This is a genomic window from Burkholderia sp. MSMB1835 (assembly GCF_001526365.1).
In the GTDB taxonomy this organism is placed as follows: Bacteria; Pseudomonadota; Gammaproteobacteria; order Burkholderiales; family Burkholderiaceae; genus Burkholderia.
Genome location: NZ_LOYP01000009.1, coordinates 91210 through 108434, shown reverse-complemented (window position 1 = coordinate 108434; position 17225 = coordinate 91210). Strand labels below are relative to the sequence as shown.

The following is a 17225-nucleotide window of genomic DNA, read 5'->3' as shown; positions in this document are numbered from 1 at the left end:
TCAGCTTTCTCCTGCGATCTTTTCTTCCAGCTTGCGCAATGCGTCAGCTTCAAGCGTGTCTGCCTTGTCCCTGGCGCTGAAAGCACTTCGCACAAGCATCTCAATCTCACTGCGCTGCGTGTCCGTGAGAACGGGGACTGGTAGCTTGGCCACAAGCTCTCCATGGATTTCTTGTTGCTTGCTCCCTGTGCTCATCGAGCGAAGCGCGCGAAATGCGATTTCGCTTCGCAGGTAAGCAAAGAGGAACGCGCCAGAGAAACTCGGGTCGCCCGACACAACCCTCAGGAAATGCTGCGTGTATGCAAATTCAAGCCAACGCCCCGTAACAAGAATTGGCCTGCAATAGACTTCGTTGTCACCCAGGGTTCCGCTCGACGCAATAAGTACGGACTCGTCCTCTGCGAAAATTCCTGCTGGCGCGTAACGTGGTGTAATCCAACGCCCTTCCGGCTGCATCCAGAAACCTTGCTTCTGGCCAACAAGACGCACGCCTTCGCTTGGTTCACAATCGATACGCTTAAATCTGGCACCCGTGCTTAGTTGGCCGCCTTCACATATTTGGCCCAGTGGAATAGAGCCCGCTTTGACAATTTGTCCTAGCAGTCCTTTGACCCGTGGTGAATAGTTGGCCGCTCGCATCGTGCGCGCTACTGAAATCTTTGCCTCGACAAAGCCTGCATCGCTCGGGAGCTTGTTCCATTTATGTGGTGGGCAATCTTCAACGCCTGCATACTTTAGCAGTTGCTGCGTTGCGAGATCGATGCCTTTCTGAAACTCCGATCGAAGTTCGGCAGATCTCTGAATCGCACCATCTATTTCCATCTCAAGCAGAGGTCCGAAACGTGGAATCTCAATGTCTGAGATGTGCCCAGGCTCAATGTGCTGAATGATTGCGCCATAGGTACCCGAAACAACCAAAGGTACACCGTAGCGGCTTGATAGGAATGCATACAGAAAGCCGGGTGGAATGCGGGCGGGATCGGGAACGACTCGAAGTACATGCTCCGAGCACGCCATACCTGCCATATCGGGACGCACGTAGGCCATACGCCCAATCGTTCCCGAGCGTGTAATCAGCGTCCAATGTTCGCCAAGAGTGAATAGCGGATTTCGCTCGACCTGTCTTTTGGCAATCAGCGGCAGTGTGGAAATGTCGGCAGCAAGGATGTCTGAACTACCGAGAAAAGGGACGCCGTACTTCGGATCATCAACCCAAAGTCGTCCTTCCCGGCCAGCATGAAAGATGCGATCCGTGACTTCGCTTAGCTTTTCCTTCGGCACGGACAAGCGCTGCAAGGCATCTCGTGCCTCCAGCGCGCCCGACATGTACGGATTGCAATCCAGCCGCCGTCCGTCCTCTTCCAGCCAGCTTGACCTCACGACTCGTGCATTCTTGAATATGAGCGCGGTCATACTTGGCCTCCGTTCGGAAACCAGGTTTGAAGCTGTGTATGCATGGCGGTGAAGGCCATATCAGTGCAGCCTGCAATGCCTATGCGCGCAGCAAGCTGTTGGTAAATTGACGAGGAACGCGGCTGTCGGGTCTGCTTCAGCACCCATTCGGCGGCCTCCTTGGGACGCGGTGGTTTTGCGGCGTCTTGTGGCCACCAGCCATTCTGCTCCAGCCATTGACGCAGGGGAGGGTGTCCGCGGTACTTGAGTACCTCGGCGACCTGCGGTTTGTCTTGCCAGAGCCAGTTTTCGAGTTCGGGCTCGATGGAGATCACCTTGACCTTGTCAATAGCCCAGCCACTGGTCACGAGATTGGCGGTGATATGTTGTTCGATGGACTGTTTACCTGGCGAGCCCTCCCATTCGCTGTCCAGCACCACGAGCGCACGCTCATGGCTGCGTTGGTAGGGGCGCAAAAGCTCGTGGCCCTTGGTGTAGACACCAGGGTCATTACCGCCTTCATCTACGATTAAGTCGCCGCCTATTTCGGTATTGAAATCAAAGGGGGCGCAGCCCAGGCTGAGGTGCCATTGGGCACGGCCGAAGTAACCTTTAAAGGCAGCGGCCATGTTGCTGTCGGCCACTAATATCACGCAGGGACGCGTCATCCGAGCACCCCCGCTGCAAAAAGGCTGCCCAGATCGATGCCACCACGCCACTCTTGCAGACGTGGATGTTCGGTGCCCGGCACCATCTTCACGCCACCTTCGCTGGAAAGCCTCGCGCACAGCAATTGGTCGAGCTTGGCGCGTGCGAGTACCACCGGCGAATGTGACGACACCCAGACTTGGCTGTCGTACATCGACGAGAGCGATTGCAATACTGCTTCAATTGCGCGTGGATGGATGCCATTCTCCGGCTCTTCGGTGACCAGGATGGCGGGCTGCTTGCTTAAGTAGGGCAAAATCGTGAGCGTAAGTATGCGCAAGGTGCCGTCCGACAGACCGGAAGACGGCACCTCGTAGCCGCCGCGATAGCGCACAACGAAATAGCTATGGTGGTCGTCTTCGCGCTCGCGCACGTCGATGTATTCCACTTGCGGCAGAGCTGTTTGAACATGGGCCAGCCAGTCGGCGTAGCGCTCGCTGCGATAGTCGGCTGGCGCACCTGCTAGGGCGCCTTGGCGCTTGAGCTCCAAGGCTAACCAGGGCGTGTTGCGTCCATCGGGCGTGATGGTTTTGGGTTGCCCCGGTGGGCTGGCAAGGCGCATGGTCGCCCAGTTGGGCTCGAGAAACACAGTGTTCGTTGTGAGCAGCCCAAGCAACCAGCGCGCGGCCGGGTACTCGTGCTCGGATTCGAATAGGACGCGCGGCATGGCTAGCAAGGTGTGCGTGAGGCCCACCTTGGAGATGCGCGGCTTGGATGTGCCTTGGGGTACCTCAGGCGTGAATTCGGCCTCGTATCCGAACTCACGCTTGAGGATCAGTCGCCAGTGTTTGTTCTGCTCTGCATATACACCGTGGTAGCCAGCGCGCTGACGATCGGGCGTTTGCGACTCGGGGAATACGAACAGATATTCATTGACGACCTGCAACTCATGCTCGTCCGAGACGCGCAAGCCCAGCTCGTAGCGAATGTGGGTGGGCCAGCGGCGTTGGTCTTCCCGGAAAGCCTGGCGCGATTTTTCGGTGCGAAGTCGGGTGTAGATGCCCTCCAGTACCTTAGCTTGTACTGCTTGCGGCAGGCGTGCCTCCACGGCCAAGGAAAAATCATTGCCTCGACCGGCAAAGACCAATTCGTTCAAGCTTGCGGCACGTGGCGGCAGGTCCACGCGATCCTTCTTGCGGCTCATGAAGGCCTCGGCCACATTCTTGGCGTCCAGCATGTCACCAAACAAGCCTGGCAGGTCCAACAGCGTGGTCTTGCCAGAGCCATTGGCGCCAACGAGCACGCGGAAATCGCCGACGTCGATACCTAGGCGTTCAAAGCAGCGGTAGCGGGTCGCTTCGAGTCGCGTGATCATTGGCCAGGCTCCGGGTTCTTGGCGCGGAACTCGGCGTAGGCTCTAGCAATCTCCGGCAGGTCGTCGTCAAGAATACGTTCCTTGCGACGGAGTAGCCGCGTTTGCAGGCTGCCACCGATGCGGACCTTTTCTTCCATAACGACGTCTTGCAGAATTTCTTCACCGTCGGGGTGGCGCTTGTAGAGCATGTTGCCACGGCGGTCGAAGCCCACCTTCTCGGCCACTGCCATGAAGACGGGGTAGTCCTTCTTCTGCCCCAGGTCCTCAGCCTGGATGACCGATGTGGGCTTCTTCTTGAGGAAGAGCAAGCTAGTCAAGATGTTGACATTGGCTTCGACGATGAAGGATTCCACTGGCAGATCAATGGTGGCGAGCACCCAGCAGTGGCGAAGAATCCAGTAGCGGATGTACTCATCACCAGGGTTGCCGAGAATGCCGTCCGGCAGCACGATACCCATGCGGCCACCGGGCTTGAGCCACTGGACGCAGCGTTCGATGAATAGCACCTCGGGTGAAACAGCAGTCTTCACGGCGTTCGTCATCACAAAGCCATCGCCCTGTCGCTCCCAGCGGCGAGCCAACTCGTATTGCTGCAGGATGGTGGGTTCGGTGATGGGAATATCCGACCCGAAGGGCGGGTTGGTCATGATCACATCGACACTGCCAAGCTTAAGGTGCTCATTGGCTGCCTTTACGCCAGGCAAGTCGCCGCTTGGGAACTCGAGCGAGTTCATGTGATATAGGTGGCCGAGCGAGTTTCCGGCCATCATCACGTTCATCTGCGCCGCGCGGACCAAGAAAGGATCAAAATCTGCACCGAAAAGCTTATTAGCGGCATAGTTGGCCAGGCGATCTCGTAGCGAGAGAAATTCCTCGGTGTCTTCTTCGCCCGCCTTTACATGCTTCTCGTCGTGGAAAATCTTGTTCAGATAATTCAGAGTTTCGACCAAGAATCCACCGGTGCCACATGACGAGTCCAATATCTTCTCATGCTCTTTTGGAGCCAACATCTGCACCACGAGTCGGATGGCTCCGCGCGGAGTGAAATACTGACCACGATCGCCGCGCAGGTTGGTACCGACAATTTCTTGGTACGCGGCGCCCTTGGCGTCGACATCGGTACGGCCGAAGTCGTAACGCGACAGCTCGGAGACAATGAAGGCCAATGCCCGATCAGAGAGCGAGATTTCTTCGTTGCCCTTGAAGAGCTCACTGTATTTGCGCTTGACCTGCGCGAACAATGGCTCAATACGCTTGCGAATCTGTTTTTGCCCCGCTGGGTCGAAAGGCTCGAAAGCGCCGGCCCAGAATGCACGACTCTCGTTGGGCTGCTGCTCGTCGTACATCTTGCAGAAGATGAGATAGAGGAACTGCCAGAAGGCAGCGTCCTTGGGCATGCCTTCATTGCCGTGAATGTAATTGTGGCACCGGCGAAAAGCTGTTCGAAGCATGTCCACTTCGGCGCGGCGCAGTCGACCAAGCGAACGCCCTTCAACGCTGAAGCTGTCGTCGCCCAGGGGCCAATCGCCAATGGGCTTGAACTTGGTGTCGAAGCGGGTGACCTCTTTCTTGAAAAAGAAGAACTCGAGGCCATTAGTCCAAAGGCCATACTCGCAACCCTTGACCTCTGCCATGACCGTTTCGAGGACCTCGAAGTCGTTAGCAGCCTCCTTCGGGTCGCGCATTCGATAGGCGCCCTTAGTGCCAAGCTTCGGTTCTTTCTCGACCACGACGGCGCGGTACAGGTTGTCTACCGTGTGTTCGGTGCCGTGCTTGAAGATGGCGATATCAAGCTTGCGATTCTTGCCAGACACCTTGATCTTGAAATCCGGCTCCATGTCTTCGGCAGCGATACCGTATTCATGGATGATGGCGCGGGCGATGCGCTGACGGACCCTTTCTTTGTCACTGTCCTTGACGGGATTGCCGGTGATGTAGTCGAAGACCTTGCCCTCTTCGAGCGCGCCGTCAGGCGCTTGGGCGTCTTGCTCAAGGTCGTTCATGTCGTTGTCCTGTATGGGGCGTTGATTAATCATGGCGTTGCCCCTTGTCATCAAAATTGTCACTGCTGGATGCAGCTCCGCCTTCACGCACCCAAGCGTCGACATCTTCCCTCTTGAATTTCCAGAATCGACCGACCTTGTGCCCGGGCATACCCTTACCGGTCACCCAGGAGTAGATGGTGTCCTTGGCCACGCCGAGGTACTCGGCGATTTCCTCGACGGAGAGCCAGCGGTCGTCCATAGCACGAATCCAAACAGTGGTATACCGCCGAAACGACGGCAAATGCGGTAAGTGTACGGCGGTTGAGTCCATTTTAGTAGGGTTTGGGCGTGTTTGGCCCGGACAAATCAGGTCAGGAACCACGGATTCGGAACTGGAATGCTGCTGAAGCGTGTCGCTGTGACGACTACTGGGGCTCGGCGGATAGGTTTTTCGCGATCGTCCGAGATCCGGCACTTTTTCCGCGAAGCCGACCGGCGAACTTCCAGTTCGGTAAGGGGGCATAAGATGCCTTTCGTAGCGTGGGAATATGAATTTGGGGCAGAAGGTCAGCTGGGTGGATTTCCCCCAACTGTGCTCCGAAATGGTCCCACGGCTATCAACAAAATCCACAGAACCGAATGGATACAAAAAACCCCGCGAGCCTTACGCTACGCGGGGTCCCCGGATTTCTTGGGAATTGCTTGTATGGTCTGTTGGTGGAGCGAAAGAGGATCGAACTCCCGACCTACCTATGCAAGTTTGAGATCCAAAGTAGTGGCGGCACGCACACCCCTAAAAAGCTCGAACCCGAAGAGATGAGTGGTAGATACCGAACGTCATCGGAAAATTTTCACTAATTGTGCATTCAATTTTCACTATTCCTGGCACTTTTTCCATTAATCATGACGTTCGACAACAGGCAGTATTAGACATCAATATTCCCCGCCCGCAACGCATTCGACTCGATAAACGCCCGCCGCGGCTCGACATCATCCCCCATGAGGGTAGTAAAGATCCCATCGGCCGCAATCGCGTCTTCGATCTGCACACGCAGCAGACGCCGCACTGCCGGATCCATCGTCGTTTCCCACAGCTGCTCGGGGTTCATCTCGCCGAGCCCCTTATAGCGTTGTTTGGAGACGTTGCGCTCAGCATCCGCCAGCAGCCACTTCATCGCGCTCTTGAAGTCCGCCACGGCCATGCTGCGTTCCCCACGCTTGATGACCGCCCCTTCCCCAATAAGCCCCTTGAACGTATTCGCGGTGGTCACGAGCTGCTGATAATCCGCCGTGTGCTGGAATTCCTGATCGATGACCGAAACGCGCACATTACCGTGATGCGTCCGCTCGACATGCAGCGCCCGCTGTTCGCGAACAGCGTCATACGAAGGCACGACTCGCACTTCGTTCTTCAATGCGTCGTCATGCAACGCCGCGTGCAGCGCCTTAGCCGAAGCCTCGGTCGAAGCTTCACTGGAGAGATCGATCACCACCCCATCCATAACGGCTTCCAGCGCGGCCGGGTCATACAACCGGCTCAACCGCTCGATCACGCTCTGCGACAGCAGATACGACCGTGCCAGCTCCCCAAGCGCATCCCCAGAAATCGCCGCCGCATTCTCGCCCGGCACCAGCTCCGACCCTTGCAGCGCCAACCGCAGCATGTGCGCGTTGAGCTCCACGTCGTCCTTCAGATACCGCTCATCCTTACCCGCCTTGATCTTGTAAAGCGGCGGCTGCGCGATATACACGTACCCGCGTTCGATCATGTCCGGCATCTGGCGATACAGGAACGTGAGCAGCAGCGTCCGGATGTGTGCACCGTCGACGTCCGCGTCGGTCATGATGATGATGCGGTGATAGCGCAGCTTCTCGAGGTTGTAGTCTTCCTTGCCGATGCCACAGCCAAGCGCCGTCACGAGCGTAACGATCTGCTCCGACGACAGCAGCTTGTCGTAGCGTGCCTTCTCGACGTTCAGCACCTTGCCGCGCAGCGGCAGAATGGCCTGGAACTTGCGATCACGCCCTTGCTTCGCCGAGCCACCTGCCGAGTCACCCTCGACGATGTAGATTTCGCACTTCGCCGGGTCTTTCTCTTGGCAGTCCGCGAGCTTGCCCGGCAGGCCAACGCCATCGAGCACGCCCTTACGGCGCGTCATCTCGCGTGCCTTCCGCGCTGCATCCCGCGCCCGAGCAGCTTCAACAATCTTCCCGCAGATGATCTTCGCGTCGATCGGCGTTTCCAAAAGGAATTCTTCCAGCGCCTTCGCCACAACCTCTTCAACCGGCGCACGAACCTCGGAAGAAACCAGCTTGTCCTTCGTCTGCGAGCTGAACTTCGGCTCCGGCACCTTCACGGACAGCACGCACGACAGCCCTTCGCGCATGTCGTCGCCGGTCGTCTCGACCTTCGCCTTCTTCGCGATTTCGTTGTCGGTGATGTACTTGTTGATGACGCGCGTCATCGCGGCCCGCAGGCCGGTCAGGTGCGTGCCGCCGTCGCGCTGCGGAATGTTGTTCGTGAAGCACAGCACGTTTTCGTTGTAGCTGTCGTTCCACTGCATCGCGACTTCGACGCCCACGCCGTCCTTCTCGCCGTTGGCGAAGAACACCGTCGGGTGCAGCGTGCTCTTGGTCTTGTTGATGAACTCGACGAAGCCCTTCACACCGCCGGCGAACGCGAAATCGTCTTCCTTGCCCGAACGCAGGTCGGTGAGGCGAATCCGCACGCCGTTGTTCAGGAACGAAAGCTCGCGCATCCGCTTCGCGAGGATGTCGTAGTGATACTCGACCGTGCCGAAAATGGTCGGATCGGCCATGAAGTGCACTTCGGTGCCGCGGTTCTCGGTGTCGCCGGTCACGAGCATCGGCGACACTTCCACGCCGTCCACCACCTCGATCACGCGATCCTGCGCGACGCCGCGGTGGAACTCCATGAAGCGCTTCTTGCCGTCGCGGCGCACGGTGAGGCGCAGCCAGCTCGACAGCGCGTTCACGCACGACACGCCCACGCCGTGCAGGCCGCCCGACACCTTGTAGCTGTTCTGGTCGAACTTGCCGCCGGCGTGCAGCTCGGTCATCACGATCTCGGCGGCGCTGCGCTTCGGCTCGTGCTTGTCGTTCATCTTCACGTCGGTCGGAATCCCGCGGCCGTTGTCGGTCACGGAAATCGAGTTGTCGGCGTGAATCGTCACGTGGATGTCGTTGCAGTACCCGGCCAACGCTTCGTCGATCGAGTTGTCGAGCACCTCGAACACGAGGTGGTGCAGACCGGTGCCGTCCGACGTGTCGCCGATGTACATCCCGGGGCGCTTGCGCACCGCTTCCAGCCCCTCGAGGATCTGGATCGACGAAGCGCCGTAGCTGCTGTTATCGGGTTGCGAATTGTGCTGTTCACTCATGGATATCTTCCGGTTCTGCGAGGCCACTCAGGTGGCGGCGCGGTGCGTTTCAGCGAGAGAAATCGCCGGGCCGCTCCAGTTTCCTGGCCCGCCCGAAGTGCCGAAAAGGCACTAAAAGGGCGGGTTGTCGGTTCGCCATAAAAACGCCAAAGGGGCTTGCCGCCCCCTGGTGTGTGTCGCGATGTCGAGCGCGTCAGATGCGCATCGGCATCACGACATACTTGAACTCGTCGTTCTCGGGCACGGTGATCAGCGCGCTCGAGCTGGCGTCGCCGAGGCTCACCTGCACGGTGTCGACCTTCAGGTTCGCGAGCACGTCGAGCAGATACGTGACGTTGAAGCCGATGTCGACGGTATCGCCCTGATAAGCGATTTCGAGTTCTTCCTGCGCCTCTTCCTGATCGGCGTTGGTCGACATGATCTTCAACTGGCCCGGCGCGATGATGCAGCGCACGCCCTTGAACTTGTCCGAGGTCAGGATCGCCGCGCGCTGCAGCGAACGCTGCAGTTCTTCGCGGCCGATCTCGAACGTGTTCTTGTGCGCCTTCGGGATCACGCGCTGGAAGTCGGGGAACTTGCCCTCGACGAGTTTCGACACGAGCTCGACCTGGCCGAACGTGAACTTGGCCTGGGTTTGCGCGATGTCGATGGTGACGGTGTCGTCGATGTCCTCGAGCAGGCGCTGCAGCTCGAGAATCGTCTTGCGCGGCACGATGACTTCCTGGCGGCCGAACGTGCCGCCTTCGAGCTTCATCGACGAGAACGCGAGGCGGTGGCCGTCGGTGGCCACGGCCATCAGCTGGTCGCCGTCGACGACGAGCAGCATGCCGTTCAGGTAGTAGCGGATGTCCTGCTGCGCCATCGCGAAGTGCACCATGCCGAGCAGCTGGCGGAACGACTTCTGCGGGACGGTCAGCGTGGCGCCGAAATCCTTCGCCTGCGCGACGGTCGGGAACTCGTCGGCCGCCAGCGTCTGCAGTGCGAAACGGCTCTTGCCCGATTGAACGGTGAGGCGCTTGTCGGCGAGCGACAGCGTGACCTGGCCGTCAGGCATCGCGCGCAGGATGTCGAGCAGCTTGCGGGCCGCGACGGTGGTCGCGATCTGGTCGCCGCCGACGCCGAAATCGGCGCGCGTGGTGATCTGCAGCTCCAGGTCGGTCGACAGGAATGAAACGTCCGGGCCGTTCTTGGTGATCAGCAGGTTGGCGAGGATCGGCAACGTATGGCGGCGTTCGACGATGCCGCTGACCGTTTGCAGCGGCCTGAGGAGGGTGTCTCGTTCGGTCTTGACCAGTTGCATAGAGTTCCTTCGTTGAGTAACGGCCCGCAGCGCAGCAGCCTCGCAGCGCCCCGCCGGCCGGGCTCTTGGCCCGCCACCACCGGGGCGGTCAAACCAGTATTGTGCCTCAAAACCGAACCGCCCCCCTTAAATTGGGGCGGAGGCCGAATTATCAAGCGCGCCGGCCCGTTCAGCCCTTCAGTGTCTGTTCCAGCACGTGCAGCTCGTGGTTGAGCTGCGCGTCCTTGCTGCGCTCGTCGGCGATCTTGCGCACCGCGTGCAGCACGGTGGTGTGATCGCGCCCGCCGAACAGCTCGCCGATCTCCGGCAGGCTCTTCTGCGTGAGTTCCTTCGCGAGATACATCGCAATCTGCCGCGGCCGCGCGATGTTCGCGGGGCGCTTCTTCGAGTACATGTCCGCGACCTTGATGTTGTAGAAGTCGGCGACGGTCTTCTGGATGTTCTCGACCGAAATCTGCCGGTTCTGCACGGTCAGCAGGTCCTTCAGCGCTTCCTTGGTCAGCTCGATCGAGATCTCTCGGCCGTGGAACTTCGAATACGCGAGGATCTTGCGCAGCGCGCCTTCGAGTTCGCGCACGTTCGAGCGCAGGTGCTTCGCGACGAAGAACGCGACGTCTTCCGACAGGTTCACGCCTTCGGACTGCGCCTTGCGCATCAGGATCGCGACGCGCATCTCGAGCTCGGGCGGCTCGATCGCGACGGTGAGGCCCGAGTCGAAGCGCGAGATCAGGCGGTCGTCGATGCCCGAGATTTCCTTCGGATACGTGTCGCTGGTGATGATCACCTGCGCCTTGTTCGCGACGAGCGCCTCGAACGCGTAGAAGAATTCCTCTTGCGTGCGCGACTTGCCGGAGAAGAACTGGATATCGTCGATCAGCAGCAGGTCGAGCGAGTGGTAGTAGCGCTTGAAATCGTCGAACGCCTTGCGCTGGTACGCCTTCACCACGTCGGACACGTATTGTTCCGCGTGGATGTAGCGGATCCGCGCGCCGGCCTTGTCGAGCAGCAGCTGGTTGCCGATCGCATGGATCAAGTGGGTCTTGCCGAGGCCGACGCCGCCGTACAGGAACAGCGGGTTGTACGAGATGCCGGGGTTGTCCGCGACCTGGATCGCGGCGGCGCGCGCGAGCTGGTTCGCTTTACCGGTCACGAAGTTGTCGAACGTGAGCACGGGGTTCAGCTTCGAACGTTCGTACATCGAATCGGCTTCGCCGCCGTTCGCGGGCGCGGCGCCCGGGCCCGGACGCCACGTGCGGCGGCCGGCCGCCGCTTCGTGCGCGGGCAGGCTCGGCAGATCGATGTCGGCGTCGTCGGCGTTCAGGTGGTGCGCGGCGGCCGCGGACGGTGTCATCGGTACGTCGGCCGGCGCGCTGGGCGCCGCGGCGGCATGCGCGGTCAGGTTGGCGGCGATCGCGGCGACCGTCGCGGCAGGGCCGCTCGGAGCCAGCGGCGCACGCGGGGCGGCGCCCGCGGGCGCGCTGCGCATGCCGGCCTTCGGATCGAGGACGAACTGGACTTCGATCGGCGTGTTCCAGAATTCTCGGGCCAGATCGGAGATACGGCCCGAAAACTGGCTCTTGACCCAGTCCAGCTTGAAGCGGTTCGGCGCGGCGATGGACAGCGTGTTCGCCGACGCATCGAAGGCCACCGGGGCCAAGGGTTTGATCCACGTCACGTACTGCTGGGGCGTCAGCTCGCGCTCCAGCAGTGCGGAACAGTGTTGCCAGAAATCGTTCATCAAGTAGCTGTCGTTTTTTGCATGCACAGCGCGGCTCGCCGGCGCCCTTGTCGCGGTTGCGCAACAAGGCCCGAAGCGGTCGTGCGAGCGTGCCTCGGACGCCTGCGTCACAGTCCTGGAGGGGCAGGCGGGCGCCGAAGCGGCGTGCGGGATTCTTGGAGATAAGGCGAGATTCTAACGCCAAACGCGGCCACAGCGGGACTTATCCACAGGCTCCGATTGTGGGTCGCGGGGCCGGATCGGAGCGGGCCGGCACAGGCGGACGACTCCTAAAGTATTGACCGTCAAGAGAAAAACGGTTTAAATAGCGGGTTCCGCGAAAACCAATCCTGTATTCCCGGCGATTGCGTTCGCCCGAATGCCTCCGGTTAAGGGCACGCGGTCCCCTGAATTTCGACATTCTCGAACAAGTGAGAACATCATGAAACGTACTTACCAACCGTCCGTGACGCGCCGCAAGCGCACCCATGGCTTCCGTGTCCGCATGAAGACGGCAGGTGGCCGCAAGGTCATCAACGCTCGCCGCGCGAAGGGCCGCAAGCGCCTCGCCATCTAAGGCAGGTTGCGCGCTGTGTCCGCCGTCCGCAGTCCTGCGGAAGGTGCCGTCGAGCCGGGTGCGAATCCGTCGCAGACGAAAGCCGCCTTTCCGAAAACTGCGCGACTTCTGAAAACGGATGAATTTTCATCCGTTTTTCGTTTGCGCCCCTGGCGGCGCTCCGCGCACTTCGTGATTTACGGCAAGCCGACCGGCCAGCCCGCACGTCTGGGGCTCGTCATCGGCAAGAAGTATGCGCCGCGAGCGGTCACCCGTAATCTCGTGAAGCGGCTGGCGCGCGATGCGTTTCGCTTGCGCCGGGCCGAATTCGCCGGTTACGACCTGCTGCTGCGGCAGCACACGCGCTTCGACAAGAAAGCGCTGCCGAGCGCGGCTTCCGCCCCGCTCGCGGCGATGTGCGCGGCGGAGATCCGCGAGCTGCTCGACAGGGCGGCCCGGGAAATCGCCCGCCGTGCGTCGAAGCCCGCGTCCGAGTGACGCATCCGTGCCCGGTGCGGCGCTCGCGCCCGCCCGGCCGGTTTTGACGCGGCGTCGTACGGCGCCGCCCAAGGTATGAAAACGGTATTGATCGCGTTACTGCGCTTCTACAAGGTTGCCGTGAGCCCGATGCTCGGCAACCGTTGCCGTTTTTATCCTTCCTGTTCGGATTACGCGCGCGAGGCAATCCAGTATCATGGCGCCGCGCGCGGCACGTATCTCGCCGTCAGGCGCGTGTGCCGATGCCATCCGTTTTCCGCGGGCGGCATCGACCTCGTCCCGCCGCCCAACTCCGACACTCGCGCTCGCGGCGAAGCCGACGCGCGGTCCCATCGACTCTGAGACAACGCATGGATATCAAACGCACCGTCCTATGGGTGATCTTCTTCATGTCAGCTGTCATGCTGTACGACAACTGGCAGCGGGACCATGGACGCCCGTCGATGTTCTTCCCGAGCGCCACGCACACGGCCCCGGCCGCCGCCGGCGGCGCATCGGGCACGGGCGCGACGACGAACGCAGGTGACGTGCCGGCCGCCGCAGCCGGCGCCGCGCCGTCGACGACGGCCCCGGCCGCGCAGGCGCAGCTCGTGAAATTCTCGACCGACGTGTACGACGGCGAAATCGACACGCGCGGCGGCACGCTCGCGAAGCTGACGCTGAAGAAGCAGGGCGACGGCAAGCAGCCCGACCTGTACATCACGCTGTTCGACCACACGGCCGGCCACACGTATCTCGCACGCACGGGCCTGCTCGGCGGCGATTTCCCGAACCACAACGACGTCTACACGCAGGTCGATGCGGGCCCGACGTCGCTGACGGGCGATCAGAACACGCTGAAGCTGTCGTTCGAATCGCCGGTGAAGGGCGGCGTGAAGGTCGTGAAGACCTACACGTTCACGCGCGGCAGCTACGTGATCGGCGTCGACACCAAGATCGACAACGTCGGCACGGCGCCCGTCACGCCGACGGTCTACATGGAACTGGTGCGCGACAACACGGCCGTCGAAACGCCGATGTTCTCGCATACGTTCCTCGGGCCGGCGGTCTATACGGACGCGAAGCACTTCCAGAAGATCGACTTCAGCGACCTCGACAAGAACAAGGCGAACTTCGAGAAGTCCGCGGACAACGGCTGGGTCGCGATGGTGCAGCACTACTTCGCGTCGGCCTGGATTCCGCAGCAGGGCGCGAAGCGCGACATCTACGCCGAAAAGATCGATCCGGCGCTGTACCGTGTCGGCGTGAAGCAACCGGTCGCCGCGATCGCGCCGGGCCAGTCGGCCGACGTGCAGGCGCGCCTGTTCGCCGGTCCGGAAGAAGAGCGCATGCTCGAAGGCATCGCGCCCGGCCTGGAGCTCGTGAAGGATTACGGCTGGGTGACGATCATCGCGAAGCCGCTGTTCTGGCTGCTCGAGAAGATCCACGGCTACGTCGGCAACTGGGGCTGGGCGATCGTGCTGCTGACGGTGCTGATCAAGGCCGTGTTCTTCCCGCTGTCGGCGGCGAGCTACAAGTCGATGGCGCGCATGAAGGAAATCACGCCGCGCATGCAGGCGCTGCGCGAACGCTTCAAGAGCGATCCGCAGAAGATGAACGCCGCGCTGATGGAGCTGTACAAGACCGAGAAGGTCAATCCGTTCGGCGGCTGCCTGCCGGTCGTGATCCAGATCCCGGTGTTCATTTCGCTGTACTGGGTGCTGCTCGCCTCGGTCGAAATGCGCGGCGCGCCGTGGATTCTGTGGATTCACGACCTGTCGCAGCGCGATCCGTTCTTCATCCTGCCGGTGCTGATGGCCGTGTCGATGTTCGTGCAGACGAGCCTGAACCCGACGCCGCCGGACCCGGTCCAGGCGAAGATGATGAAGTTCATGCCGATCGCGTTCTCGGTGATGTTCTTCTTCTTCCCCGCGGGCCTGGTGCTGTACTACGTCGTCAACAACGTGCTGTCGATCGCGCAGCAGTACTACATCACGCGCAAGCTCGGCGGCGTCAAGAAGAAGCCGGCCTGACGCCCGTTGCATTCGCGGGCGGCCAGCCGCCCGCGATGCTCGCAAAAAAAGCCGCATGGTTCGTGACCATGCGGCTTTTTGTTTCCCGGCGACGGCGGCGCGTGCGGTCGCTGCCGCTCAGGCTTTCTTCGCTTCAAGTTTCGGATCGCCGTAGAACTGCTCGACCAGTTCCTGAACGAGGTAGCGCTGGTGCGGAGATAGCGCCTCGATCTTCGATGCGAGTTCGATCGTCTCGGGCGTCGGCGGATAGCGTTCGTCGCGCGGCAGCGGTTGCGGCGTCGGATGTTCGATCACGCTCGGCGACGGCCCGTAATGCAGCCAGTGCACTTCGACGCGCAACCATTCGGCAAGCGTTTCGAGTTTGTCCGACGTCGGGATCGTGCGGCCCGTCAACCATTTATGCGCGGTTTGCGGAGAAACGGGATGCGTTCCGCGGTGGCGCAGATTGAATCGGTTCGCCAGCTCCGTCGCGCCCGTGACCTTCTCCGGGCTGCGCCGCAGGGCAAATTTCAGGCGTTCCGAGAACGCGGCTTTTTCTTCGGATGTCGGCATGGGGAGATTGTGCAATTCCATCGCCGCGTCTCAGACAACCATATGAGATAAACGTATCTCGTTCGGACGAATCCCGGCCTTGATCAGGATGGGCGGTGAAATTGAGGGACGCAGTGCCGAGCCCCTCCGGCACGCATACTCGTCCGAAATGGCCGGTGTGTGATGATGCCGGACTAATACTTGGCTTATCCCCGGTGGGATAAATTCAGGCGAGTCCGAATCCGGCGCCGTGGCCGGTGGTGGGCGAGCCGGCACGCTACAATGCCGGCGTTCCGATGCCCGAACTGTTGTGCGGGCGCACCATTGACCCGCTGATTACCCGATTTCTCCGATTCCCATGCTCGCTACCGATTCCGATCCGATCGTCGCCATTGCCACTGCTGCCGGCCGGGGCGGCATCGGGGTCGTCCGCGTGTCGTTCGGGCGCGGCGGCGAGGCGGCGGCGCTGCCGCTGATCGACGCGTTGTGCGGGCAGAAGCTCGCGCCGCGTCATGCGAGCTACGTGCCGTTCCTCGACGCGCACGGCGCGCCGCTCGACCGCGGGATCGCGCTGTATTTCCCGGCGCCGCATTCGTACACCGGCGAGCACGTGCTCGAACTGCAAGGGCATGGCGGGCCGATCGTGATGCAGTTGCTGCTGCAGCGCTGCCTGGATGCGGGGCGCGGCTTCGGGCTGCGGCTCGCGGAGCCGGGCGAGTTCACGCGGCGCGCGTTCCTGAACGACAAGCTTGACCTCGCGCAGGCGGAGGCGGTTGCCGACCTGATCGAGGCGAGCACCGAGGCGGCCGCGCGCTCGGCCGGGCGTTCGCTCGACGGCGCGTTCTCGCGGCAGATCCATGCGCTCGTCGACGACGTGATCACGCTGCGGATGCTGGTCGAGGCGACGCTCGATTTTCCGGAGGAGGAAATCGACTTCCTCGAAGCGGCCGACGCGCGCGGCAAGCTCGCGAAGATCCGTGCGCAGCTCGCGCACGTGCTCGGCGATGCGCGGCAGGGCGCGCTGTTGCGCGAAGGGTTGTCGGTCGTGCTCGCGGGGCAGCCGAACGTCGGCAAGTCGTCGCTGCTGAATGCGCTGGCGGGCGCCGAGCTGGCGATCGTCACGCCGATCGCCGGAACGACGCGCGACAAGGTGGCGCAGACGATCCAGGTCGAAGGGATTCCGCTGCACATCATCGATACGGCCGGGCTGCGCGAGACGGAGGACGAAGTCGAGCGGATCGGCATTGCACGCACGTGGAGCGAGATCGAGCGCGCGGATGTCGTGCTGCATCTGCTTGATTCGCGCACGGGGATGACGCCCGACGACGGGACGATCGCGGCGCGGTTTCCGGCCGACGTGCCGGTGGTGCGCGTGCTGAACAAGACGGATCTGACCGGCGTGCCGGCAAGCGTCGAGCATCCGGCGGCGGAAGGTGATCTGACCGAGGTGCATCTGTCGGCGAAGCGCGGCGACGGCATCGACATGCTGCGCGCGGAGTTGTTGCGAATCGCCGGGTGGCAGGCGGGGGCCGAGGGCGTTTATCTGGCGCGCGAGCGGCATCTGATTGCGCTGCGGGCTGCGCAGGAACATCTCGCGCAGGCGGCCGATCACGCGGAGCAGCGCGCGCAGTCGCTCGATCTCTTCGCTGAGGAGCTTCGGCTCGCTCAGGAGCAGCTCAATTCGATTACCGGGGAGTTCACTTCGGATGACCTGCTGGGGGTGATTTTCAGCAGGTTTTGTATCGGGAAGTGAGCGGACGCTGAACTGTACGTCGCAGTTGCCGGCGGCGTGCCATCCAGTACGAACAGC

The 17225-nt window shown here is 61.4% G+C and carries 14 protein-coding genes; 5 read left to right on the top strand and 9 right to left on the bottom strand.

Going from position 1 to position 17225, the window contains the following annotated elements:
- The 8 genes from mads5 to dnaA form a co-directional block, all read right to left on the bottom strand.
- Complete coding sequence (mads5, locus tag WS96_RS33550) at positions 1–1413, bottom strand: methylation-associated defense system restriction endonuclease subunit S MAD5 (protein WP_156443579.1); 1413 nt, start codon at positions 1411–1413, stop codon at positions 1–3.
- The gene (gene mads4, locus WS96_RS33545) at positions 1410–2060 is read right to left on the bottom strand and encodes a methylation-associated defense system protein MAD4 (protein ID WP_441294146.1); all 651 of its coding nucleotides are present in this window, start codon (positions 2058–2060) and stop codon (positions 1410–1412) included. The genes mads5 and mads4 overlap by 4 nt, the downstream gene beginning before the upstream one ends.
- Positions 2057–3415: a methylation-associated defense system AAA family ATPase MAD3 gene (gene mads3 / locus WS96_RS05160; RefSeq protein WP_059831059.1), complete on the bottom strand. Its 1359-nt coding sequence runs from the start codon at positions 3413–3415 to the stop codon at positions 2057–2059. The genes mads4 and mads3 overlap by 4 nt, the downstream gene beginning before the upstream one ends.
- Positions 3412–5418, bottom strand: a complete 2007-nt coding sequence (mads2, locus tag WS96_RS05155) for a methylation-associated defense system DNA methyltransferase MAD2 (protein WP_059831057.1) — start codon at positions 5416–5418, stop codon at positions 3412–3414. Before mads2 ends, mads3 begins: the two co-directional genes overlap by 4 nt.
- 25 nt (positions 5419–5443) lie before the next feature.
- Complete coding sequence (mads1, locus tag WS96_RS05150; RefSeq protein WP_059831056.1) at positions 5444–5659, bottom strand: methylation-associated defense system helix-turn-helix domain-containing protein MAD1; 216 nt, start codon at positions 5657–5659, stop codon at positions 5444–5446.
- A 667-nt stretch (positions 5660–6326) separates the two neighbouring features.
- Positions 6327–8801, bottom strand: a complete 2475-nt coding sequence (gene gyrB / locus WS96_RS05145; RefSeq protein ID WP_059831054.1) for a DNA topoisomerase (ATP-hydrolyzing) subunit B — start codon at positions 8799–8801, stop codon at positions 6327–6329.
- Between the two features lie 193 nt (positions 8802–8994).
- Complete coding sequence (gene dnaN, locus WS96_RS05140; protein ID WP_006490996.1) at positions 8995–10101, bottom strand: DNA polymerase III subunit beta; 1107 nt, start codon at positions 10099–10101, stop codon at positions 8995–8997.
- 169 nt (positions 10102–10270) lie between these two features.
- Positions 10271–11839 (bottom strand): chromosomal replication initiator protein DnaA, encoded by a 1569-nt coding sequence (dnaA, locus tag WS96_RS05135; RefSeq protein ID WP_059831052.1) that lies wholly within the window; start codon positions 11837–11839, stop codon positions 10271–10273.
- A gap of 421 nt (positions 11840–12260) precedes the next feature.
- Here dnaA and rpmH point away from each other — a divergent pair, with 421 nt between their 5' ends.
- From rpmH to yidC, 4 genes are all read left to right on the top strand, one after another.
- A complete protein-coding gene (rpmH, locus tag WS96_RS05130) occupies positions 12261–12395 on the top strand; it encodes a 50S ribosomal protein L34 (RefSeq protein ID WP_004198824.1) in 135 nt (44 codons plus the stop codon).
- Between the two features lie 15 nt (positions 12396–12410).
- Positions 12411–12872, top strand: coding sequence for a ribonuclease P protein component (rnpA, locus tag WS96_RS05125; protein WP_059780725.1), 462 nt, complete (start codon positions 12411–12413; stop codon positions 12870–12872).
- Positions 12873–12947: 75 nt separating this feature from the next.
- Positions 12948–13214 carry a membrane protein insertion efficiency factor YidD gene (gene yidD / locus WS96_RS05120; RefSeq protein WP_006489939.1) on the top strand — a complete coding sequence of 89 codons (267 nt, stop codon included), beginning with the start codon at positions 12948–12950 and terminating at the stop codon, positions 13212–13214.
- An 8-nt stretch (positions 13215–13222) separates the two neighbouring features.
- A complete protein-coding gene (gene yidC, locus WS96_RS05115; protein ID WP_059831050.1) occupies positions 13223–14884 on the top strand; it encodes a membrane protein insertase YidC in 1662 nt (553 codons plus the stop codon).
- 117 nt (positions 14885–15001) lie between these two features.
- On the opposite strand, the gene WS96_RS05110 is transcribed toward yidC, so the two are convergent.
- The gene (locus WS96_RS05110; protein WP_006489946.1) at positions 15002–15436 is read right to left on the bottom strand and encodes a transcriptional regulator; all 435 of its coding nucleotides are present in this window, start codon (positions 15434–15436) and stop codon (positions 15002–15004) included.
- Between the two features lie 337 nt (positions 15437–15773).
- Here WS96_RS05110 and mnmE point away from each other — a divergent pair, with 337 nt between their 5' ends.
- Positions 15774–17168, top strand: coding sequence for a tRNA uridine-5-carboxymethylaminomethyl(34) synthesis GTPase MnmE (gene mnmE, locus WS96_RS05105; protein WP_059831048.1), 1395 nt, complete (start codon positions 15774–15776; stop codon positions 17166–17168).
- Positions 17169–17225 lie beyond the last annotated feature (57 nt).